We start from the raw sequence: 23348 nt of genomic DNA on the forward strand, positions 1-23348 counted from the left end.
CCAACGACGGGCCCCGCGGGCATCTCTGACAGTGCGGGATGACGGCGAAGCAGGGCTTGTCAGCCGATGCCCTCCACCAGCCCGGCGGCCGAGGACAGGTTGTCGCGCAGCCGCTGACCGGCCCGTTCGTCGACCGTGTCGGCCAGTTCGTGCACCCGCGACAGCGCCCGCTCGGCCGCGCTGGCGTCGCCGAGGGCGACCAGCACCTCGCTCAGCATCGTGAGCGTCTGCGCCTCGAACAGCGGCGCGCGCATCTGGCGGAACAGCGTGACCGCCTTGCGCAGGCGGCCGATCGCGTCGCCGGGCTCGTTCGCGGTGACGGCCAGCTCGCCCAGCCCGGCCAGGGCGTGCGCCTCGGCCAGGCGGTGGCGGGCGGTCTCGGCCACGGCCAGCGCCCGGCGCAGCAGGTCGCCGGCCTCGCGCAGGCGTCCCCTGCGCAGGTGGGCGATGCCGAGGCCGTGCAGGGCGAAGGACTCGCCGACGGTGTCGCCGATCTCCTCCACCAGCGTGAGCGCCTCCTCGAACGCGCCGGCCGCCAGCGCGAACTCCTCGGCCTGCAGGTGCACCCGGCCCATCCGGTGCAGGATCTGGGAGATGATGCGCCGGCTGCCGCCGCTCTTCCCGCGGACCAGCGCCTCGGCCAGCATGATCTTGGCGTCGTCGATGTCGCCGCACTCCGACCGGATGGCGGCCAGGTTGTCCAGCGTGTGCGCGGCCGAGATCTGGTCGCCGATGTCGGTGAAGATGGCCAGCGCCTGTTCCAGGTGCGTCGCGGCGGCGTCCAGCTGGCCGTTCATGCGCTCCAGGAACGCCAGGTTCCGCCGGGACCGGGCGATCTGGACGACGTTGCCGGTCTTCTCGAACAGCGTCAGGGCCGCCTCGAAGTCGCGTCTGGCCTCGCCGAAGTGCTGCTCGGTCTGGGCCAGCGTGCCGCGCACGCACAACATCTCGGCCTGGCCGCGCTCGTCCCCCGCCCGGCGGGCGGCCTCCAGGGCGATCTCCTGGATCTCGCGCCAGTCGTCGAGGTAGACGTGCAGCTCGAAGAAGGGCTCGGCGTTCATCGCGGTGCGCCAGCACAGCTCCACGAACCCGGCCTGGGCGGCCTGGCGGATGCCGGCCAGCAGCACGTGGCGCTCGCGTTCGAACCAGCCGATCGGGTCGGCGACCAGCCGCTCGACCAGCTCGGCCGGGAGCGGCGAGTCGGGGCCGGGCCGCAGGTGGGGGCCGGCGGGCGGGCCGTACTCGCGGGTCCTGGCGGTCTCGGTGAGGCGGTGCAGCGCGTCGAGCACGCGGGCCAGCGCCGCGCTGCGCTCGGCGGGCGGCTCCTCGGCGGCCAGGCGTTCGTGGGCGTAGACGCGGATGAGGTCGTGGAAGCGGTACTGGACGTTGACGTTCCTGCCGACCCCGGCGACCTCGATGAGCTGGGCGTCGACCAGGTCGTCGAAGAGGTCCTGGGCGTCGGCCAGCGGCCGGTCGAGCAGGGCGGCGCCGGTCCAGGCGGAGAAGATGTGCGAGTGCAGGATCGCCAGCCGGCGGAACAGGCGGCGGGCGTGCTCGGTGAGCGCGTCGTAGGTGAGCGACAGGCTGGCCCTGATGCCCATGTCGCCGTGCTTGAGCTCGTCGAGCCGGCGGGCCTCGTCGCCGAGCCGGTCCACGAGCTGTTCCACGGCCCAGTGGGGGCGCGAGGCCAGGCGGGCGCCGGCGATGCGCAGCGCGAGGGGCAGGAAGCAGCACAGCTCGGCCAGGGCGGCGGCCGACTCCGGCTCGGCCCGTACGCGCTCGGCCCCGGCGATGCGGGACAGCAGCTCGACGGACTGGGCGGCGTCGAAGAGGTCGACGTCCACGTGGGTGGCGCCGGCCAGCCCGCCGAGCCGGGTCCGGCTGGTGGTGATGACGGCCGAGGTCGGGCTGCCGGGTAACAGCGGCAGCACCTGGCTCTCGGCGGCGGCGTCGTCGAGCACGATCAGCATCCTGCGGTCGGCCAGCAGCATGCGGTACAGCTCGGCCCGCTCGCCGAGGGTGTCGGGCAGCGCCGTCCCCTGCACGCCGCAGGCCCGCAGGAACCGGTCGAGCACCTGCATCGGGTGGACCGGGCGGGAGACGCCGCCGTGCAGGTCGGCGAAGAGCTGGCCGTCGGGGAAGTGCGCGGCGACGCTGTGCGCGGCGTGCACGGCGATCGTGGTCTTGCCGATCCCGGCCCGCCCGGCGACCGCGATGACGGGCACGGCGAAGCGGCCGTCCCCGGCCAGGGGGACGGTCACCCGCTGCCTGATGACGTCGAGCTGGGCCTGCCGCCCGATGAAGTCGGCGATGTCGGAGGGGAGCATGCCGGGCACCGCGGGCGGACGGGCGGGCGGCTCGGCCGGGGCCGCCGCGGGCGGCGGCTGCGCCTCCAGGCTCTCGTCGGAGGTGAGGATGGCCGATTCGAGCTGCTGGAGCCGCTCGTTGGGCTCGATGCCCAGCTCCTCGACGATGACCCGCCGGGCGTCGCGGTAGACCTGGAGCGCCTCGGCCTGCCGTCCTGAGCGGTAGAGGGCGACCATGAGCTGGGCGGCCAGTCCCTCCCTGAGCGGGTGTTCCTGGACCAGCGCGGCCAGCTCGCCGACGAGCTCGTGGTGGCGGCCGAGGTCCAGTTCGAGCTGCACGCAGTCCTCGTTGGCGGTGACGCGCTGCTCGGCGACCCCGCTGGCCAGCGCCTGCACGGCCCTGCTGTCGATGCCGTCGAAAGCCGGGCCGCGCCACAACGCCAGCGCCTCGCGGTAGTACTGGATGGCCTCGGGGAAGGAACGTCCGTCCCGAGCCTTGCGGGCCCGGCTCACAAGGCTCTCGAAACGGCGTGCGTCGATCGCGTCGGCGGGGGCGCGCAACATGTAGCCCTGCCGGGTGGTGACGATCATCTCGGGGTGGCCGTGGGCGCTGAACAGGCGCCTGAGCGCGGAGATGCAGATCTGCACCTGTGCGCGCGACGTGGCCGGGGGGTCCTCGTCGTAGATCGCCTCGACGAGGCGGTCCAGTGTGACCGAGTGATTGGCGTTCAGGATCAGGACGGCGAGGACGATCTGCTGCCGCGCCCCGCCAAGATCGAGCTGTCTCTCGCTCGCAGTTACCTCGAGCGCACCCAACACGCGAAACTCCACCCGCATCCCCTCAAACAAATCATCGCCCTCGGTCAAAGATCTTTCCCGAAGCGACCGGAATCCGGGCGTGATTGCCATGATGAGCGGCGTAACTGGTGCTTACCCCTCAAAAGTTTCTGCCATGGTTTGGGTGGATGGTACAACGCCCTTGGGTATGTGGCCAGTTTTGGAGCGTTTCAGGGTGATCCGTGTTGCCTGTCACCGTCAGCGCTGAAAGGCGCCCTCGATCAGGCCCCACGGCCAGTCCATGGTGCCGTTGACGGTGTCGTGCTGGCCGGCGGACGGAACGGCGTGCGCGGGGGCCGGCGCGGCGGCGATGGCGGCGAAGCCGGCCAGCGCGGCGAGCAGCAGCGCGAGGGTGAGGCGGACGCGGGCGGTGACGGTGGTGGTCGCGGTCATTTCGATCTACCTCCGGGTGATTACCGCGGTCTTCGCCGCGGCTTCGGAAATGACGCTCACACGGTGCGCAATTCGCGCTTTATCCATCTTCTTTTCGCCGGGCATCAGCGCACGTTGGACGCTGTGCACACCCGTCTCCGCACCCGCCGGCGATAGCGGCGATAGCGCGAAATAAGGCGGCCGCCTCTTTTCGCGATCGGCGGCGATCGGACGGCGATAGCGCGGCGATAGCGGCCGGAGGTCCGGCGGATAGGCGGCGGCGCGAGCCTTGGGCGCGAGCCCGGGCGGCGCGACCTGTCGTCGTCCGGGTGGCCATGTGCGCGGACGGCCCGCGCGGACCACTCGGAGAGGTTCGATGGGAATAGCGGTGCAAGCCCAGGACGCGGTCTACGGCCGGGGGGCGGCCGACCTGCACGTACGCCTGGACCATGACGCCGACGGGCAATGGGTGCTCGAAGCCGAGACCCGTACGGACCAGGACGGATCGGTCAGCGAGTGGGCCGACCGCCCGCTCGACCGCGGCCTGTACCGCATCGTGTTCGCCACCGACCCGTACTTCGTCGGGCTCGGGCTGCGGCCGGCGTATCCGGAGATCGTCGTCACCTTCCGCATGGTGGACGAGACCGCCGTGAACCACATCGTCGTGCTGATCTCGCCGCATTTCTCGACCGTCTATTTCGGATCGCTCAGCTGAGGGACAGTGAGGCCGGACATGAAGATCAGCCGCTATCGACCCTTCCCCCGGATGCCGCTCGGCGACCGCGCCTGGCCGGACGCCGTGCTCACCGCGCCGCCGCGCTGGTTGTCCACCGACCTGCGGGACGGCAACCAGGCGCTGCCCAGGCCCATGGACCCCGGCCGCAAGCTGGTGCTGTTCGACCTGCTGGTGGGCATGGGCTACAAGGAGATCGAGGTCGGCTTCCCGGCGGCGAGCCAGGACGACTACGACTTCGTCCGGCTCCTGGTCGAGCGCGACCGCATCCCGGACGACGTGTGCGTGACCGTGCTGACCCAGGCGCGCGACGAGCTGATCGAGCGCACGGTGGAGAGCGTGAGCGGGGCGCCCGGGGCGACGATCCACCTCTACAACGCGACCTCGCCGCTGGCGCGGCGGCTGGTGTTCGGGATGAACCGGGACGAGTGCAAGGACCTGGCGGTCCAGGGAACCCGATTGGTCATGAAATATGCCGATAAATTACTCGAAGAGGGTGATGTTCGGTTTCAGTACTCGCCTGAGCATTTCCACGACACCGAGCCGGACTTCGCGCTGGAGGTCTGCGCGGCCGTCATGGACGTCTGGCAGCCCGGCCCCGACCGGCCGATCATCCTGAACTTCCCGACGACGGTCGAGCGCTCGACGCCCAACGTGTTCGCCGACCAGATCGAGTGGCTGCACCGCAACCTGCCGCACCGCGAGCACGTCTGCCTGTCGGTGCACACGCACAACGACCGCGGCACCGGGGTCGCGGCGGCCGAGCTGGCGATGCTGGCCGGCGCCCAGCGCGTCGAGGGCTGCCTGTTCGGCAACGGCGAGCGGGCGGGCAACGTCTGCCTGGTCACGCTGGGCCTGAACCTGGCCACCCAGGGCGTCGACCCCGGCGTCGACTTCTCCGAGCTCGACCGGGTGCGGCGCGTCGTCGAGGAGTGCACCGGGCTCGCGGTGCCGCCGCGCCACCCGTACGGGGGCGACCTGGTGTTCACCGCCTTCTCCGGCGGGCACCAGGACGCGATCAAGAAGGCGTTCGACGCCATGGACCGGGAGGCGGCCCGTACCGGGAACGACCCGGCGGAGCTGCCGTGGGAGGTGCCGTACCTGCCGGTGGACCCGCGGGACCTGGGGCGCACGTACGAGGCGGTGGTCCGGGTCACCAGCCAGTCGGGCAAGGCGGGACCGGCGTACCTGCTGAACGCCCGGTACGGGATCACGCTGCCGCGCGGGCTCCAGATCGAGCTGGGCCGGGCCGTCCAGGCGATGGCGGAGGCCGGGCAGGGCGAGGTCGAGCCGGAGCGGATCAGGCGGCTGTTCGAGCAGGAGTACCTGCCCCCCGGCGACCCCGGCGGCCTGCCCGGCGACCTCGCCGGGACGGTGGCCACGCTGCACGTCGACGGCGGCGCGTACGGGCGGGCCCGATCCGACACGGCGGCGGCGCTGCGCGCGGCGCTGGAGGCCGAAGGCGTCCGGGTCCGGGCCGTGCACCACCTCGACGGCGCGGCCGGCGCCGCCGGCGGCGAGGTGACCGTCTACGCCCGCTGCGGCCTGGACGGCGGCACGGCGTGGGGCGCCGGCGCCGCGCCCGACGCGGTAGCCGCGGCCCTGGCCGCCGTGGGCACGGCCGTGGCCCGCGCCCGCCGCGCGGACCCGCCGGCCGCCGCACCCGCCCCCGCCCCTGCCCCCGACCTGGCCCTTCCCGAGCCCGGACGCCGGCGCGCGGCCAGGAACCGGCGGCTGATGGCGGGACGATAGAGATCGAATACCACCCCGGCCTAGCGTGAGCGCAACACGACATGTGGGGAGACGGCCATGACTCTCATCGAACGGCAGGAGGAGATGTCCTGCCTGGAGTCGCTCGTCGCCAACGCCATCCTCGGCCGTGGACGGGTCGCGCTGGTCAGCGGACCCGCCGGGACGGGCAAGAGCGCGCTGCTGCGCGCGTTGTCCGAACAGGCCATAGAGCTGGGCGCGCTCGCGGTGACGGCGACAGGATCGCGCATGGAGCAGGACCTGCAACTGGGCCTGCTCCGCCAGCTCATCCAGGACGCCCCCTTGGTCGAGGAGGAGCGCGAACGCTCGGAGAAACTGCTGGCGGAGGGCGTGCGGACCGCGACCGCGGCGCACGCCGACGCCGAGCGGCTGCTCGACCCGCAGGTCGTGCACGCCCTCGTCACGGTGCTGCTCGACCTGTCCGAACGCTGCCCGCTGGTGGTCGTCGTGGACGACGTGCACCACGCCGACCGCACCTCCCTGCTCTGCCTGGCCTACCTGGCGCGGCGGGTGCGCAACGCCCGGATCGTGGCGGTGTTCGCGCTCAACGACCGGCAGGGCACGGACGGGCCGCTAGAGACCGACCTGCTGCGGCTGCCGCACTGCCTGCGTCTGCAGCTCGCCCCGCTCTCCCGCAGGGGCGTGGCCGCGCTGGTGGCGGGCCAGGTGGGGCTCAGCGCGACCGAGCGGTTCGCCGACGAGTGGCACACGATCAGCGGCGGCAACCCGCTGCTGGCCGGCGAACTGGCCGCCGACTACCGCCAGCACCTGCGGGCCGTGGAGGAGCCGCCGCGCGAGCTGGTCGTCGGCGACCGGTTCGTCCGGGCGGTCGAGACGTGCCTGCGGCGCAGCCACCCGCGTACCGTCCGGGTGGCGCAGGGCCTGGCCATTCTCGGCGAGGCCGACGGGCTGGCCGAGATGCTCGAACTGCCCGCCGTGGACGTCAGCAGGGAGCTGCTCACGATCGGCGCGACCGGCCTGCTGCGCGGCGGCGGCTACCGGCACGAGGCGGTGCGCTCGGCGGTGCTGGCCGGCATGGACCTGTCCGAGCGCAAGGAGCTGTACCGCCGCGCCGCCGAGCTGGCCTACACGCGCGGCGTGCGGCCCGGCGTGGTCGCCGACCGCCTGCTCCAGGCCGCCAGGGTCGAGGCGCCGTGGGTGGTGCCGACGCTGGAGGAGGCCGCGCTGGCCGCGCTGCGCAAGGGCGAGGTGGAGTCGGCGGTGGCCTACCTGAAGCTGGCCTGGCGCGAGTGCACCGACGAGCTCCAGCGCTCCAAGCTGATGACCATGCTCGTCCGCGCGGAGTGGCGGATCAACCCGGCCACCCCCGCCGGGCACCTGGACCAGCTCACCGAGGCGCTGCAGAAGGGCAGCCTGCACGGCAGCGACGCCGTCGTGCTGGCCCGCGCGCTGCTGTGGCACGGCCGCTTCGAGGACGCCCGCGACGTGCTGGAGCAGCTCAACCAGGAGGCGTCGGCGTCCGACCACGCGACGCTGGCCGAGCTGGTCGTGGCGCAGCTCTGGCTGCGGGTGACCTGCCCGCCGCTGGCCGCGTACGTGGCCAACCCGCCGCGCGAGCACATCCTGGCCGGGATGGTGTCGGTCGCCGTCAACCGGCGGCTGGAGTCCACGCTCGCGCTGGCCGAGGTGCTCACCCACGGCCCGCGCGAGCACAACCTCGACGCCGTCGAGCGCATCCTGGAGGGCGAGCGGCTGGACGAGATGTCCCTGGACGTCGTGGAGAACTCGCTGCTGGCCCTCACCTACGCCGGGCGCTGCGAGCGCGCGGCGCCGCTGTGCGACCTGTTCGGCGACGAGGCGGCGGCAAGGCAGGCGCCGAGCCGCCGGGCCCGGCTGGCGGCCATCCGGGCCGAGATCGCGATCCGCCAGGGCGACATGCCCGCCGCCGAGCGGCACGCCCGCATCGCGCTGGACACGATCCCGATGAGCAGCTGGGGCGTGGCCATCGGCGGCCCGCTGGCCAGCCTGGTCATCGCGCTGACCGCGATGGGCCGGCACGAGGCCGTGCGCGACCCGCTGGACCGGCCGGTCGCCGAGGCCATGTTCCAGACCCGCTACGGCCTGCACTACCTGTACGCCCGCGGCCGCTACAACCTGGCCGGCGAGTCGTTCGTGGCCGCCCTGCACGACTTCCTGCGCTGCGGCGAGCTGGTGACGGCCTGGGGCCTGAACAACCCGGCGCTGATCCCCTGGCAGGCCGACGCGGCCGAGGCGTGCCTGCGGATGGGCCAGACCGAGGAGGCCAGGGAGCTGATCAAGGCCCACCTGGACGGCTGCGGCCCCGGCGCCTACCGGGGACGCGGCATCGGGATGCGGCTCAAGGCGGCCGTCTCCGAGCCGGCCCGCCGTCCGGCGCTGCTGCGCCAGGCGGTGGAGTACCTCCAGCTCGCCGGCGACCGGTACGAGCTGGCCAGGGCCCTGTTCGACCTGGTGGAGGCGTACGAGGCGCTGGGCGAGTTCCGGCGGGCCCGCACGGTGGCCGGACGGGCGCAGGCGGCGGCCCTGGAGTGCGGGGCCGAGCCGATGATCGGCGCGCTCAGCCGGGCGGCGGACGCGGACGGCGCGCCGTCCCCCCTGCCGGGCGACCTGATCGGCGTGCTGAGCGTCGGCGAGCGCCGGGTCGCCGCGCTGGCGGCGGCCGGTTACAGCAACCGCGAGATCGCGGCCAAGCTCTACATCACGATCAGCACCGTCGAGCAGCACCTGACCCGCACCTACCGCAAGCTGAACATCCGCCGCCGGGCCGACCTCCCGCTCGTGGTGGAGTTCGACGACACCGCCCAATCCTGACCGCCCGATCCTGACCGCCCGATCCTGACCGCCCGATCCTGACCCGTGCCGACCCGGTCCGGCGAGCCTTCCGCCGCCGGACCGGGTTCACCCGTGCTCACCTGTGCTCCCGGTGGGCACCGGGCATGCAGGAAGTTGCGGCCGCGCGGGCCCGCGGGCGAGCGTCGAAGGCATGGAACTCACCGTGGTGCGGGGGCAGGCGACCCCCGAGGAACTCGAAGCGGTCGTCGCGGCGGTCTTCCGCCGCCTGGCCGAGGCGGCCGAGCGCGAGGCGTCGGCGTGGTCGGACCCGTCCGTGTTGGTGCGCAGCCCGCTGCCCGGCGGTGGCGGCGACTGGCGGCTGGCGGCCTGGGCGAGCTGACCCGGGTCTTCACGGTACTGGAGGAGGAGCACACCATGTCGTCTCTGCTCGGTTCGCTGCGCCGGCTCGTGCTGGCGCCATCCCTGGCCGACGTGACCTTCGGCGCACGCGGCTTCCCCGTCGTCCCCTCGGCGCTCACCGGCCGTCTGGAGGCCATCCCGCAGGCCGTCGTGTGCGGCTTCGAGTGGGGCATCGACGTCCGCGACCAGTGGGAGATCGAGCGCCGCCTGTCCCTGGTGGACGTCGAGCAGCGCGGCTTCGCCTACGAGGGCGCGACGATGGCCTTCACCGTGCTGGACGCCATGGGCGGCGGGCGCGGGCGGCGTACCCGGGACCTGCTCATGGGCCCGGGGCAGCCGCACATCTTCCTGGCCTACATCGGCATCGGCTTCGCCATGGCCCGGCTGCCGCGGGTGTTGTGGAAGAAGGTGCTGCCCGACCTGGACGGCACCCCGTACCACCCGGTGATGAGCTGGCTGGCCGTGGACGGGTACGGCTTCGACCTGGCCTACTTCCACACCCGCCGGTACGTCGACGGGCAGCAGGTGCCGGCCCCCTACCCCTGGCAGGGCAACGCGGCCTACTTCCCGCGCGCCGTGGACCAGGGCGTCGGCCGGGCGTTGTGGTTCATCCACGGCGGCAGGCCGGGCGACGTGGCCGCGGCGGTGCGCGCGTTCGCCGCGGGGCGGCAGGCGGACCTGTGGAGCGGGGTCGGGCTGGCGGCCACGTTCGCCGGGTGCGCGGCGGGCGCGGCGGCGGTGCTGCGCGAGGAGGCCGGGGAGCACCGGGGCGAGCTGGCCCAGGGCTCGGTGTTCGCGACCAAGGCCCGGCACTACTCGGGGTTCGTCCCGGAGCATTCGGCGGCCACGGGCGCGGTGCTGACCGGGCTCGACGTGGCCGGCGCGGTCGCGCTGGCCGACGAGAGCGAAGTCGCCGCGGGCACCTCGGAACGCGTCCCGGATTACGAGCTGTGGCGCGCCAGGGTGCGCGCGCATTTCGCGGCCGAGGCCGAGCTCCCGGCCCGCTGAGCGTTTCCCGGAATAAGCACGTCATTCGCTTTCGCACGCCCAAAAATGAGCCTCCTAGCTGAGCAAACCCGAAGTTGTCCGGCCACCGGGCGGCATGTGTCAATGAAATTGGATTGTTCGGGCTATAAGCGGCGGAGGCTCAATTGGCAAGCGCATTGCGGTCACTGAGACGCAGAATTCTGGTGCCGGACGTCGGCGAGACGAAAGTCGAAACGCGCGGCTTCTGGGTGAAGAACGCGGCGTCCACCGAATTACTGGAGACGGTCGGCGAATACTTTCTCGCCGGTTACGCCCACGCCGTGGAGTCACGCACCGTCGCCGAGGCCGAGGACCGGCTCGAAGAGGTGCCCGCCCGCTTCCGCGGCTTCGCCTACGAGGGCGCGGGCATGGGCTTCGCCATCCTGGACTGCATGACCTTCGGCGACCTGCGCCGGGTCAACGCCTGCCTCCAGGGACGCGGGCACCACCACAACTACATGATCTACGTGGGGATCGGCTGGGCCATGGCCCGGCTCCCCCGCTTCCTGTGGCCCAAGCCCCGGCTGCTGGACCCGCTGCTGCTGTGGCTGGTCCACGACGGGTACGGCTTCCACCAGGCCTACTTCCACACCGACCGGTACGTGCACCAGCAGGTGCGCGAACCCCGCTTCTCCTGGCCGGCCGGCCAGGAGGACTACGCGGCCCACGCCCTCGACCAGGGCATCGGCCGCGCCCTGTGGTTCGTCGCCGGCACCAGCGCCGAGCGGGCGGTCACGCTGCTCGAACGGTTCCCCGAGTCCCGCCACGCCGACCTCTACGCCGGCCTCGGCCTGGCCGCCACCTACGCGGGCGGCGCCGACGACGCCGAGCTGCGGTGGCTGCGCGAGCGCGCCGGAGCGCACCGGGGGCCGCTGGCCCAGGGCAGCGTGTTCGCCGCCGAGGCCAGGATCCGCGCCGGGCTGCTCTTCCCGCACACCGAGTCGGCCGTGGGCGTTCTCTGCGGCACCACGGCGGAGCAGGCGGCCGAGGTGAGCCGCGTGACCCGCCCCACCGCGACAGCACAGGACTCGCCGCCCGCCTATGAGGCGTGGCGCCGGCGTATCGCCGAGACGTTCGTCTTCCATGGAGGTGTTCCCTCGTGAGCTCGGTAGCCGCGTGGTTGCGCAAGCAGGCGGCCGGAGTCGCCGCACTCGCGCTGATGATCGCCGTCTTCGCGATCGGCCACCCGACCTTCGCCTCCGACGCGACCAAGGCCGAGATGGCCGGCGCGTACGGCTTCAAGTCCCTGGCGATCGCGATGCCGGGCGGCGGCCCGGCCAAGACCGTCCGCAAGGTGAACCAGGCCTACAAGCACATCGACGCCTGGATCTCCTCGGTGGGGGCCGCGATCGCGCTGAACGACCTCGACGGCAACGGCAGGGACGACGACCTGGTGATCGTGGACCCGCGTACCGACCAGGTGGTCCTCACCCCGGCGCCGGTCGAGGGCGGCGGCGAGCGGTACCGGCCGTTCGCGCTGTCGCTCGGCTCGCTGCCGGTCACCGACGCGATGGCGCCCATGGGCGCGGTGCCCGCCGACTACAACGACGACGGCCGCACGGACCTGCTGGTCTACTGGTGGGGCCGCACGCCCACGCTGCACCTGCAGCGGCCGACCGCGGCCCGGTTCGAGGCCGCCGCCTTCGACGCGGCCGAGCTGGTGCCCAACGCGGGCGGCGCGAAGTACACCGGCGAGGTGTGGAACAGCAACGTCGCGACCGTCGCCGACTTCGACGGTGACGGCAGGCAGGACATCTTCGTCGGCAACTACTTCCCCGACGGCAGCCCGGTCCTCGACAGCCGCGTGGACGGCGGCGTGCAGATGAACCACTCGCTGTCCAAGGCCGTCAACGGCGGCCGGGACTACTTCTTCCGCGGCACCGGCAACGGCGGCTTCACCCGCCTGGACGGCGTGCTGCCGCCGGACGTGTCCACCGGCTGGGAGCTCGGCGCGACCAGCGCCGACCTGGACGGCGACGGCCTGCCCGAGCTGCTGCTGAACAACGACTTCGGGCCCGACCACCTGCTCTACAACACCTCCTCCCCCGGCAGGATCACGTTCTCCCCCACCGTCGGGACGCACGAGATCGGCGTGCCGAAGTCGAAGGTGCTCGGCGAGGACTCCTTCAAGGGCATGGGCTCGGACGCCGGCGACCTCAACCACGACGGCGTCCTGGACTTCTTCGTCAGCAACATCACCACCCCGTACGGCATCCAGGAGAGCAACTTCACGTTCCTGTCCACCGTCAAGACCCAGGCCGAGCTGCGCGAGAAGCTGCGGCAGGGCAAGGCGCCGTGGAAGGACCTCAGCGCCGAGCTGCGCACCGCCTGGTCCGGCTGGGGCTGGGACCCGAAGATCGAGGACTTCGACAACGACGGCGAGAACGAGATCGTCCAGGCGACCGGGTTCGTCAAGGGCGACGTCAACCGCTGGCCGCCGCTGCAGGAGCTGGCCGCCGCCAACGACGGCGTGACCAGCAACCCCAAGTCGTGGCCGAACGTCACCGAGGGCGGCGACATCGCCGGCGCGCAGACGCTGGCCTTCTTCGCCAAGGGCCCCGACGGCCGCTACGCCAACCTGTCGGAGCAGCTCGGCCTGGCCGTGCCCGTGCCGACGCGCGGCATCGCGACCGGGGACGTCAACGGCGACGGCCTGATCGACTTCGCGGTGGCCCGCCAGTGGGAGGCCCCCGCCTTCTACCTCAACACCAGCCGGTCGGCCGGCTCGTTCCTCGGGCTGCGCCTGCTGCACGACACCCCCTCCGCGGCCGGCCCGCTGCCCGCCGCCGGATCGCCGGTGATCGGCGCGACGGTGACCGCCACCACGCCCGACGGCCGCTCCTTCATGGGCCGCGTGGACGGCGGCAGCGGCCACTCCGGCAAGCGCGCGCACGCGGTGCACATCGGCCTCGGCGCGAACGTCACCGGCCCCGTGCGGGTCAAGCTGAGCTGGCGCGATCGCGCCGGACAGCGGCACCAGCAGGAGCTCACGCTCACCCCCGGCTGGCACACCCTCCAGCTCGGCTCGCAAGCGAAGGAGAAGTGACGGCATGGCCGACAAGACGATCACCCCGCCACGTCACGATCCCAAAGTGATCACGGCGCTGCGCCGGTTCGCGATCTCGATCACCATCTTCAACATCCTCGGCTACACCGTGCTGGGCTTCGAGCAGCCGTGGTCGTGGCCGTTCGTGGCGCTGGCCACCGGCTACACCGTGGAGATCATCCTTGAGGTGATCGGCGCCCGTCAGGAGGGCCGCGCGCCGCGCTTCCTCGGCAACGGGCCGCGCGGGCTGATGGAGTTCCTCTATCCCGCGCACATCACCTCCATCGCGCTCAACATGCTGATCTACGTCAACGACCAGGTGCTGGTCATGATGTTCGGCGTGACCGTCGCGGTGGGCGCCAAGTGGGTGCTCAAGGCGCCGGTGCGCGGGCGGATGCGGCACTTCATGAACCCGTCCAACTTCGGCATCGCGATCATCCTGCTGCTGCTGCCGTGGGCCAGCATCGCGCCGCCGTACCACTTCACGGAGAACGTCGACAACCCGATCGACTGGATCATCCCGGGGATCATCATCATCGGCGGGACCATGATCAACGGGAAGCTGACCGGCCGCATGTGGCTGATCGGCGGATGGGTGGGCGTCTTCGCCCTCCAGGCCGTGGTGCGCGGGCTGATCATCGACGACATCTCCATCCTCGGCGGGTTGTCGATGATGACCGGGGTGGCGTTCATCCTGTTCACCAACTACATGATCACCGACCCGGGCACGAGCCCGTCCAGGCCGCTGTCCCAGGTCGCCTTCGGCGGCGGCGTGGCCGTGGTGTACGGCCTGCTCATGGGGATGAACATCCCGTACGGGATCTTCTTCGCCACGGCGGCGGTCTGCCTGATCCGCGGCGGCTTCCTGTGGGCGCTGCACATCGTGAACAAGGCGCGCGAGCTCGACGCCGCCAGGGTCAGCGCAGCCGCCGCCCAGGCGCTGCAGCACGCGCGGGAAGAGGTCGCGAAGGCATGACGAGGATCGCGATCGTCGGCATGGCCTGCCGGTACCCGGACGCCGCCTCTCCCCGGGAGCTGTGGGAGAACGCGGTGGCCGGCCGCCGGGCCTTCCGCCGGCTCCCGGACGAGCGCATGCGGCTGGAGGACTACTGGGACCCCGATCCCGCAGCGCCGGACCGCTTCTACGCCAAGACCGCCGCGGTCATCGAGGGCTACGCCTTCGACCGGGTGGCACACAAGATCGCCGGCAGCACGTACCGGTCGACCGACCTGGCCCACTGGCTGGCCCTGGACATGGCCGGCCGGGCCCTGGCCGACGCCGGGTTCGCCGGCGGCGAGGGGCTGCCGCGCGAGCGCACCGGGGTCGTCGTGGGCAACACGCTCACCGGCGAGTTCACCCGCGCGAACGTGCTGCGGCTGCGCTGGCCGTACGTGCGGCGCACCCTGGCCGCGGCCCTGAAGGAGCAGGGCTGGGACGACGAGCGCCTGGCCGCGTTCCTGGCCGACTACGAGGTGGCCTACAAGAGCCCCTTCCCGCCGGTGGACGAGGACACGCTGGCGGGCGGGCTGTCCAACACGATCGCCGGGCGCATCTGCAACCACTTCGACCTCAACGGCGGCGGCTACACCGTGGACGGCGCCTGCTCCTCGTCCCTGCTGTCGGTGGTGACGGCCGGCAAGGCGCTGGCCGACCACGACGTGGACGTGGCCGTCGCGGGCGGCGTGGACCTGTCCATCGACCCGTTCGAGGTGATCGGGTTCGCCAAGACCGGCGCGCTGGCCAAGAGCGACTTCCGCCTCTACGACCGGCACTCCAACGGCTTCTGGCCCGGCGAGGGCTGCGGCATCGTCGTGCTGATGCGCGAGGAGGACGCGCTGGCCGCCGGGCGGCGGATCTACGCCACGATCGCCGGCTGGGGCGTCTCCTCCGACGGCAAGGGCGGGATCACCCGTCCGGAGGTGAGCGGCTACCTGCTCGCGATGCGCCGCGCGTACGACAAGGCCGGGTTCGGCCCCGAGACCGTCGAGCTGTTCGAGGGCCACGGGACGGGCACGGCGCTCGGCGACGCGACCGAGCTCACGGCCCTGTCGCGGGCCAGGGCCACGGCCGCGCGGCCGGCCGCGGTCGGCTCGATCAAGGGCATGATCGGCCACGCCAAGGCGGCGGCGGGCGTGGCGGGCCTGATCAAGGCGGCCATGGCCGTGCACGAGCAGGTGCTGCCGCCGACCATCGGATGCGTCGACCCGCACCAGGTGCTCACCGACGAGGGCGCCACGCTGCGGGTGCTGCGCACGGCCGAGCCGTGGCCGCAGGGCGCGCCGCTGCGCGCGGCGGTGACCGCCATGGGCTTCGGCGGCATCAACACGCACGTGGTGCTGGAGAACACCGGCCCGCGCCGGCGGGTGTCCAGCCGGGTCAAGGCGCTGGCCGCCGCGTCCCAGGACGCGGAGCTGTTCCTGCTGGACGGCGGCACCTGGGACGAGCTGCGCGGCCTGGTGTCGGAGCTGCTCGACTTCGTGCCCAAGGTGTCCTACGGCCAGCTCGCCGACCTGGCCGCCACGCTGCGCGGGCGGCTGCGCGGCCTGCCGTTCCGGGCGGCCGTGGTGGTCTCCTCGCCCGACGACGCCGTACGGCAGCTCACCCGCGTGCTGACGGCGCTGGAGTCCGGCGAGAACGCGCTGTCCACCCCCGACGGCAAGGCGTTCCTCGGCCGAGCCTCGGCACGGCCGCGGATCGGCTTCCTCTTCCCCGGGCAGGGCTCGGGCCGCGGGACCGACGGCGGCGCGCTGGCCAGGCGCTTCGCCGACGTCGCCGAGGTGTACGCCACGGCGGCGCTGCCCGCCGACGGCGACATGGCGGCCACCGAGGTCGCCCAGCCGCGCATCGTCACCGGCTCGATGGCGGGCCTGCGCGCGCTGTCGCTGCTCGGCATCGAGGCGGACGCGGCCGTCGGGCACAGCCTGGGCGAGCTGTCGGCCCTGCACTGGGCGGGCGCGATGGACGAGGACGCGCTGCTGCGCGTGGCGACCAAGCGCGGCCGGGCGATGCGGGAGCGCAGCGAGCCGGGCACGATGGCCGGCGTGCGGGCCGCGCCGGAGACCGTGCCGGCGCTGGTGGGCGACCTGCCGGTGGTGATCGCCGGGTACAACGGGCCGCTCCAGACCGTCGTCGCCGGGCCGGTGGCGGCGGTGGAGGAGGCCGGCCGCCGGGCCGAGCGCGCCGGGCTCACCTGGACCAGGCTGAACGTCTCGCACGCCTTCCACTCGCCGCTGGTCGCCCCGGCGGCCGAGGCGCTGGCCGGATACCTGGCGGAGGAGCGGTTCGGGCCGGTCGCCCGGCGGGTCGTCTCCACCGTCACCGGGGACGACCTGGCCGCCGGGACTGACGTCCCGGCGCTGCTGCACCGGCAGATCACCGCGCCCGTGCTGTTCGCCCAGGCGCTGGCCGCCGTGGCCGCGGACGCGGACCTGCTGGTCGAGGTGGGCCCCGGCCGGGTGCTCAGCAGGCTGGCGGCCGAGCTGACCGACGTGCCGGCCGTCGCGCTGGACACCGACAGCGAGTCGCTGGCCGGGCTGCTCGGCGTGGCCGGCGCCGCGCACGTGGCGGGCGTGCCCGTCGCCTGCGAGGAGCTGTTCCACGGGCGGCTGGTCAAGCCGCTGGAGATCGGCGCGGCGTTCTCGTTCTTCACCAGCCCGGCCGAGCAGGCGCCGCAGGTGCGCGTCAAGGCCGCCGCCCCGCAGCCGGCGGAGCGGGCGGCCGAGCCGGACGGCGGCGCGAACGGCGGGACGGCGGCGAAGCCCGGCGAGTCGACGGTCGAGCTGCTGCGGCGGCTGGCCGCCGAACGCGCCGAGCTGCCGCTGGAGATGGTGACCGAGGACAGCAAGCCGCTGGACGAGCTGCACCTCAGCTCGGTCACCGTCATGCACATCATCGACCAGGCCACCCAGCATCTGGGCGTGCCCGCGGGCATGGCGCCGGCCAACGTCGCCACCGCGACGCTCCAGGAGCTGGGCGAGGCCCTGGACCGGCTGGCCGCGCAGCCGCGCGCGCAGTCGGCCCGGGGCGTGGCGGGCGCGGCGCCGTGGGTGCGCCCGTTCGCCGTGGACCTGGACGAGCAGCCGCTGCCCCGGCGGACGGCCGAGGAGCGCGCGGGGTCGTGGCAGGTGTTCGCGCCCGCCGGTGCGCCCCTGGCGGGGCCGCTGCGCGAGGCACTCGAAGGGGAGAAGATCGGTTCCGGTGTCCTGGTGTGCCTACCCGCGCGGTGCGCGGCCGACGACCTGGAGCAGGCGCTGCTCGGCGCCAAGGCGGCGCTGGCCGGCGGGCCGGGCACCCGGCTCGTCCTGGTCCAGCACGGCCGGGGCGCGGCGGGCCTGGCCAAGACGTTCCACCTGGAGAGCGGCCTGCCCACCACGGTCGTGCACCTGCCGCAGGACGCGCCGCAGGCCGCCGCCTGGGTAGCGGCGGAGGCGGCGGCCACGACGGCCTTCTGCGAGGTGCACTACGACGCCGCCGGCGTGCGGCGGGTGCCGACGCTGCGGGCGCTGCCGTACCGGCAGGAGCGGGCGGAGGAGCCGCTGACCGGCTCCGACGTGCTGCTGGTGACCGGCGGCGGCAAGGGCATCACAGCCGAGTGCGCCATGGCCATGGCGGGTGGGGCGAAGGTGGCCGTGCTCGGCCGCTCCGACCCCGCCCAGGACGAGGAGCTGGCCGCGAACCTGCGGCGCATGGCCGCGACCGGGCTCACCGTCCACTACGCCAGGGCCGACGTCACCGACGCCGCCCAGGTGCGGGCGGCCGTGGCCGCGGCCGAGCAGGCGCTCGGGCCGGTGACCGCCGTCCTGCACGGCGCCGGGCGCAACGAGCCCGAGGGCATCGCCGGGCTGGACATGGACGCCTTCCGCCGCACGTTCGCCCCCAAGGTGGACGGCCTGCGCAACGTGCTGGAGGCGGTGGAGCCCGGACGGCTGCGGCTGCTGGTGACGTTCGGCAGCATCATCGGCCGGGCGGGCCTGCACGGCGAGGGCCACTACGCGACCGCCAACGAGTGGCTGGCCGACCTGACCCGCGAGGCGGGCGAGCGGCACCCCGGCTGCCGGGCGATCTGCATGGAGTGGTCGGTCTGGTCCGAGGTCGGCATGGGCGAGCGGCTGTCGGTCGTGGACCGGCTGGTCGAGCAGGGCATCACGCCGATCCCGGTGGACCGGGGCGTGGAGATCATGCGCCGCCTGGTGAGCGACCCCGACGCGCCCGGCGTCGTGGTGATCAGCGGGCGCACCGAGGGCATCCACACCGTGCGCCGGGAGGAGCCGGAGCTGCCGCTGCTGCGCTTCGTCGGCGCGCCGCTGGTCCGCTACCACGGCGTGGAGCTGGTCAGCGAGGTCGAGGTGAACGCCGGGACCGACCTGTACCTGGCCGATCACCTGCTGGACGGCAACCTGCTGTTCCCGGCGGTGTTCGGGCTGGAGGCCATGGCTCAGGTGGCGTACGCGGCCACCGGCCGTCCCGGGGCGCCCGTCGTGGAGCAGGCGGAGTTCGTCCGGCCGATCATCGTGCCGCCCGACGGGAGCACCACGCTCCGGGTGGCGGCGACGGTCACCGGGCACGACACGGTCGCGGTCGCCATCCGCAGCCAGGAGACCGGCTTCGACGTCGACCATTTCACGGCCGTGCTGCGCCTGGACGCCGGCGCCCCGCCCGCCGGCCCGCCCGAGCAGTCCGGCGACGAGTTGCCGCCGGTCGCGCTGGACCCCGACACCCAGCTCTACGGCGAGGTGCTCTTCCAGGGCAGGCGTTTCCAGCGGCTGCGCCGCTACCACCGGGCCGCGGCCCGCGAGGTGGACGCCGACCTGCAGGTGGCGCAGGAGTGCGACTGGTTCGCCGGGTTCCTCCCGCCGGACCTGCTCCTGGGCGACCCCGGCATGCGGGACGCGCTGATGCACGGCAACCAGGTGTGCGTGCCCGACGCCACCCTGCTGCCGACCGGCATCGAACGCGTGCACCCGGCCGGGGCCGCGCTGTCCGGCGCGGACGAGGTGCGCTACTGCGCCTCCGAGCGGTCCAGGGACGGCGACGCCTACGTCTACGACGTCGCGGTCCGGACGAAGGACGGCGAGGTCGTCGAACGCTGGGAGGGGCTGCGGTTGCAGGCCGTGCGGAAGAAGGGCGGGGCCGGTCCGTGGGCGGCGCCGCTGCTCGGCCCGTACCTGGAGCGCACGCTGGAGGACCTGACGGGCGCGCGGGTCGCGGTCGTCGTGGAGCCGGGCGAGGGCACCGGCGACCTGGCCGTGGCCCGGCTCGGCGCGGCTGAGGGCACGGCGGAGGGTGTGCGGACGGTGTCGGCGCACGTGCCGGGACTGACGGTGTGCGTGGCCGCCCCCGGGCCGCTGTCCTGCGCCGTCGAGCCCGTCACCCCCGCCGGGCCCGGCGACCCGGGCGACCGGGACGACGGGGACGACGGACGGCACGCGCTCGCCGGCGAGATCGCCGCGGCCTCCGGGGAGGACGCGGACACCGCCCGCGCCCGCGCCCGCGCCGCACTCGCCTGCCTGCGCACCACAGGCACGGAAGGGGGCACGGCGGCGGGCACGGACGCGCCGCTCGCGGTCACCCGGGCCGCGGCCGACGGATGGGTGGTCCTGACCGGCGGCGGCGCGGCCGTGGCCACGCTCGCCACCCGGGTGCACGGCCTGCCCGCCCCCGTCGTCGTCGCGATCCGCACCGAAGGGCGGTCCTAGCCCATGGGCACCTACTACGAGTACCTGCACACGGTCGGCTTCGAGGAGACCAACCTCGTCGGCAACGTCTACTACGTCAACTACCTGCGCTGGCAGGGACGCTGCCGGGAGATGTTCCTCATGGAACGGGCCCGCGACGTGCTCGCCGACCTGCAGGACGACCTCAAGCTGTTCACCCTCAAGGTCGACTGCGAGTTCTTCGCGGAGATCACGGCCTTCGACCAGCTGTCCATCCGGATGCGCCTGATCGAGCTGGCGCAGACGCAGATCGAGTTCGGCTTCGACTACGTCCGGGTCACCCCGGGCGCCCCCGAGGTCCTCGTCGCCCGCGGCAGGCAGCGAGTGGCCTGCATGCGGGGGCCGAACACCAAGACCGCGCCGGCGAGGGTCCCCGAGCCCCTGGTCAGGGCGCTCGAACCGTACCTGGCCTAGAACCCGGACCCAGGAGGTCACCGTGCAACTCCACTCATCGGCCCCGGCGCCGCAGGTCGCGGACGCCAAGGCGCTGCGCGACGCGTTCGGGGCGTTCGCCACCGGCGTCACCGTGATCACCACCGGCGGCGAGGTCCCGCACGCCATGACGGCCAACTCCTTCACCTCGGTCTCGCTCGACCCGCCGCTGCTGCTGGTGTGCGTCGGCAAGGGCGCGGTGATGCACCAGTGCATCACCGCGGCCACGTCGTTCGGGGTGTCGGTGCTGGCCGGGCACCAGGAGGCCGAGGCGCGGCACTTCGCCGACCGCTACCGGCCGCTCGGCCTGGCCCAGTTCGCCGACGTCGAGGTGACGCCGGGCGAGGTCACCGGGGTGCCGCTCATCGCGGGCGCGGCGGCCCGTTTCGAGTGCCGGGTCTGGCGCGCCTACGACGGCGGCGATCACACGATCTTCGTCGGCGAGGTGCTGTCCCTGAGCCGGCGGGACGACTGCGACGGCCTGCTGGTCTACCGGGGCCGTTTCGGCGAGACCTCCCCCGCCCTTCAGGGGGTGTCGGCGTGACCACACTGGGCACCCGCCCGGTGGCGCTGGGCGGCCGCGTGCCGCCCGGCCCGCCGCCCTGGGCGGCGCCCGTCCTGTACCGGCGGCTGGTCGGCGACCGGCTCGCGCTGCTGTCGAAGGCGACCGCCCGGTACGGCGACGCGGTGCGCATGACGATCGGCCCGAAGAGCATCTACCTGTTCAACCATCCCGACCACGCCAAGCACGTCCTGGCCGACAACAGCGGCAACTACCTCAAGGGCATCGGCCTGGCCGAGGCCCGGCGGGTGATCGGCGACGGGCTGCTGACCAGCGACGGCGAGCGGTGGCGGCAGCAGCGCAGGACCATCCAGCCGCTGTTCCAGAACAAGCGGCTGGCCCAGCAGGACACCGTGCTGGCCGAGGAGGCCGGCCGCCTGGTCGAGCGGCTGCGGGCCCGGGTGGGCGGCGGGCCCGTGGACGTGGCCGGGGAGATGACCGGCCTGGCGCTCGGGGTGCTCGGCCGCACCCTGCTCGACGCCGACCTCGGCGCGCACGGCTCGATCGGGCACGCCTTCGAGGGCGTCCAGGACCAGGCCATGTTCGAGATGGTGACGCTGGCCATGGTGCCGTTGTGGCTGCCGCTGCCGCTGCACCTGCGGTTCCGCCGGTCCCGGCGGGAGTTGTACCGGGTCGTGGACCTGCTGGTGGCCGAGCGGCTGGCGAACCCGACCGGCGGCGGCGACCTGCTGTCCCTGCTGATCGAGTCCACCGGGCTGCGGAAGGACCCGCGGGCCGCCCGGCAGCGCCTGCGCGAGGAGCTGGTCACGGTGCTGCTGGCCGGGCACGAGACCACCGCCAGCACCCTGTCGTGGGCCTTCCACCTGCTGGACCGGCATCCGGAGGTGCGCGAGCGGGTGCGGGCGGAGGCCGTCTCGGTGCTGGGCGACCGGCCGCCGGTGTACGAGGACCTGCGCAGGCTGACCTACACGGCGGCGGTGCTGGAGGAGGTCATGCGGCTGTACCCGCCGGTGTGGGCGCTGACCCGGGTGGCGCGGGAGGACGACGAGGTGGGCGGGTACCGGGTCCCGGCGGGGGCGGACGTGCTCATCAGCCCGTACACGCTGCACCGGCATCCGGCGTACTGGCGGGAGCCGGACGCGTTCCGTCCCGAGCGGTTCGAGCCGGGCGCGCCCGCCGACCGGCCGCGGTACGCCTACATCCCCTTCGGCGCGGGCCCGCGCTTCTGCGTGGGCAACCACCTGGGGATGATGGAGGCCACGTTCGTGCTGGCGATGGTCACCCGGGAGCTGCGGCTGACCGGGCTGCCCGGCCGGCGGGCGGTCCCGGAGGCCATGTTGTCGCTGCGGGTGCGCGGCGGCTTGCCGATGACGGTGAGCCCGGCCTAGGGACCGGAGGTCACGCAAGGGCCCGCGGACGTCGTCCGCGGGCCCTTCCGCACGTGCCGCCCCCTCCTGTCAGGTGTGGGTGTCGGTCCAGGCGAGCAGGTCGCGCAGGGCGAGCAGGACGGGCGGGTCGAGCGCGTTCATGGGACGCAGCCGCAGGTCGGCGCGCTCGCTGCCGCCGCCGCCCACCTCGATCGGCCCGATCCGCGCGATGCACGTCGCGGCGTCACCCTGGGGCGGGTGGTGCACGGCGTCCTCGCGGGACTCGGCCACGGACTGGGCGATCAGGTACCAGCTGCCCTTGGGCACGTTCTCCAGCACGTACGGGCCGGGCCGGTCGATCAGGGTGAAGCTCGCCGGTCTGCCCTCCAGGATCTGGCCGGGGAACACGCCGGCGAACACCGGCCGGTCGGCCAGCGGCGAGGTCACGACGCCGTGCAGGGTCGCCGCCGGGCCGCCGAACGCGCGCTCCCCGCCGGCCAGGTCCGCCGCCGTGACGCTCAGGAACTGCCGGTACCTGCTCGGCGACAGGCCCACGCTGTGGGTGAAGCGCGAGCTGAAGGTGCCCACGCTGGAGTAGCCGACCTGGTGGCTGATGTGCGTGATGCTGAGCGAGGTGGACACGAGCAGGCGTTTGGCCTCGCGCAGCCGCACCGCGGACAGGAACCGTCCAGGGGACAGCCCGGTCACGCGCTGGAAGACGCGCGAGAAGTGGAACTTGCTGAACATCGCGGTCCGCGCCATGTCGTCAATGGTGAGCTGCTCGCCGTGGTTCTCCTGCATGCTCTCGATGACCCGCAGGACCGCTCGTTCGATGACGTCGTCCATATGGTCTCCCGGAACCCGGAAGCCCTCGGGCGCGCGTCCCCCGTCGATTCTCCGGCCGGAGAATTCCCGGGGGGCGCGACGATTCCTCGGCGCTCCGGATGCATTGCCTTTCGGTTGCCACCTGGTACACGCTCTCGGGCGCGCAGTACGCTGCATGACAAATCGCCCTTTTTTGGGAAATCTT

At 73.3% G+C, this 23348-nt stretch carries 15 protein-coding genes; 12 read left to right on the forward strand and 3 right to left on the reverse strand.

What is annotated here, in order from left to right; translation table 11 throughout:
• Positions 1–59: 59 nt before the first annotated feature.
• Positions 60–3125, reverse strand: a complete 3066-nt coding sequence (locus ACFYUV_RS29900; RefSeq protein WP_387673760.1) for a BTAD domain-containing putative transcriptional regulator — start codon at positions 3123–3125, stop codon at positions 60–62.
• A 216-nt stretch (positions 3126–3341) separates the two neighbouring features.
• Positions 3342–3536 carry a hypothetical protein gene (locus ACFYUV_RS29905; RefSeq protein WP_387673763.1) on the reverse strand — a complete coding sequence of 65 codons (195 nt, stop codon included), beginning with the start codon at positions 3534–3536 and terminating at the stop codon, positions 3342–3344.
• Positions 3537–3903: 367 nt separating this feature from the next.
• On the opposite strand from ACFYUV_RS29905, the gene ACFYUV_RS29910 reads away from it, so the two are divergent.
• The 12 genes from ACFYUV_RS29910 to ACFYUV_RS29965 all read left to right on the forward strand — a co-directional run bounded on the left by ACFYUV_RS29910 (position 3904) and on the right by ACFYUV_RS29965 (position 22339).
• Positions 3904–4230 carry a hydroxyisourate hydrolase gene (locus ACFYUV_RS29910; RefSeq protein WP_357982008.1) on the forward strand — a complete coding sequence of 109 codons (327 nt, stop codon included), beginning with the start codon at positions 3904–3906 and terminating at the stop codon, positions 4228–4230.
• Between the two features lie 18 nt (positions 4231–4248).
• A complete protein-coding gene (locus ACFYUV_RS29915; RefSeq protein WP_387673767.1) occupies positions 4249–6000 on the forward strand; it encodes a 2-isopropylmalate synthase in 1752 nt (583 codons plus the stop codon).
• Between the two features lie 57 nt (positions 6001–6057).
• Positions 6058–8829 (forward strand): AAA family ATPase, encoded by a 2772-nt coding sequence (locus ACFYUV_RS29920; protein WP_387673770.1) that lies wholly within the window; start codon positions 6058–6060, stop codon positions 8827–8829.
• Positions 8830–9001: 172 nt separating this feature from the next.
• Positions 9002–9190: an acyl-CoA carboxylase epsilon subunit gene (locus tag ACFYUV_RS29925; protein WP_352366329.1), complete on the forward strand. Its 189-nt coding sequence runs from the start codon at positions 9002–9004 to the stop codon at positions 9188–9190.
• Between the two features lie 35 nt (positions 9191–9225).
• Positions 9226–10218 carry a DUF1702 family protein gene (locus tag ACFYUV_RS29930; protein WP_387673773.1) on the forward strand — a complete coding sequence of 331 codons (993 nt, stop codon included), beginning with the start codon at positions 9226–9228 and terminating at the stop codon, positions 10216–10218.
• A gap of 155 nt (positions 10219–10373) precedes the next feature.
• On the forward strand, positions 10374–11339 hold the full coding sequence (locus ACFYUV_RS29935; protein WP_387674355.1) for a DUF1702 family protein: 966 nt from the start codon (positions 10374–10376) through the stop codon (positions 11337–11339).
• Complete coding sequence (locus tag ACFYUV_RS29940) at positions 11336–13282, forward strand: CRTAC1 family protein (protein ID WP_387673776.1); 1947 nt, start codon at positions 11336–11338, stop codon at positions 13280–13282. Before ACFYUV_RS29935 ends, ACFYUV_RS29940 begins: the two co-directional genes overlap by 4 nt.
• 4 nt (positions 13283–13286) lie before the next feature.
• Positions 13287–14258, forward strand: a complete 972-nt coding sequence (locus ACFYUV_RS29945) for an enediyne biosynthesis protein (protein WP_358295137.1) — start codon at positions 13287–13289, stop codon at positions 14256–14258.
• Positions 14255–19978: an SDR family NAD(P)-dependent oxidoreductase gene (locus tag ACFYUV_RS29950; protein WP_387673780.1), complete on the forward strand. Its 5724-nt coding sequence runs from the start codon at positions 14255–14257 to the stop codon at positions 19976–19978. The genes ACFYUV_RS29945 and ACFYUV_RS29950 overlap by 4 nt, the downstream gene beginning before the upstream one ends.
• Before the next feature lie 3 nt (positions 19979–19981).
• The gene (locus tag ACFYUV_RS29955; protein WP_352329445.1) at positions 19982–20410 is read left to right on the forward strand and encodes an acyl-CoA thioesterase; all 429 of its coding nucleotides are present in this window, start codon (positions 19982–19984) and stop codon (positions 20408–20410) included.
• Between the two features lie 22 nt (positions 20411–20432).
• A complete protein-coding gene (locus ACFYUV_RS29960) occupies positions 20433–20972 on the forward strand; it encodes a flavin reductase family protein (RefSeq protein ID WP_352329447.1) in 540 nt (179 codons plus the stop codon).
• Positions 20969–22339 (forward strand): cytochrome P450, encoded by a 1371-nt coding sequence (locus ACFYUV_RS29965; protein ID WP_387673783.1) that lies wholly within the window; start codon positions 20969–20971, stop codon positions 22337–22339. The genes ACFYUV_RS29960 and ACFYUV_RS29965 overlap by 4 nt, the downstream gene beginning before the upstream one ends.
• Positions 22340–22408: 69 nt before the next feature.
• Here ACFYUV_RS29965 and ACFYUV_RS29970 read toward each other — a convergent pair whose 3' ends face one another.
• A complete protein-coding gene (locus tag ACFYUV_RS29970) occupies positions 22409–23164 on the reverse strand; it encodes an AraC family transcriptional regulator (protein WP_352366315.1) in 756 nt (251 codons plus the stop codon).
• Positions 23165–23348 lie beyond the last annotated feature (184 nt).

Origin of the sequence: Nonomuraea sp. NPDC003560, from assembly GCF_042878785.1 — a bacterium.
Classification (GTDB): domain Bacteria; phylum Actinomycetota; class Actinomycetes; order Streptosporangiales; family Streptosporangiaceae; genus Nonomuraea.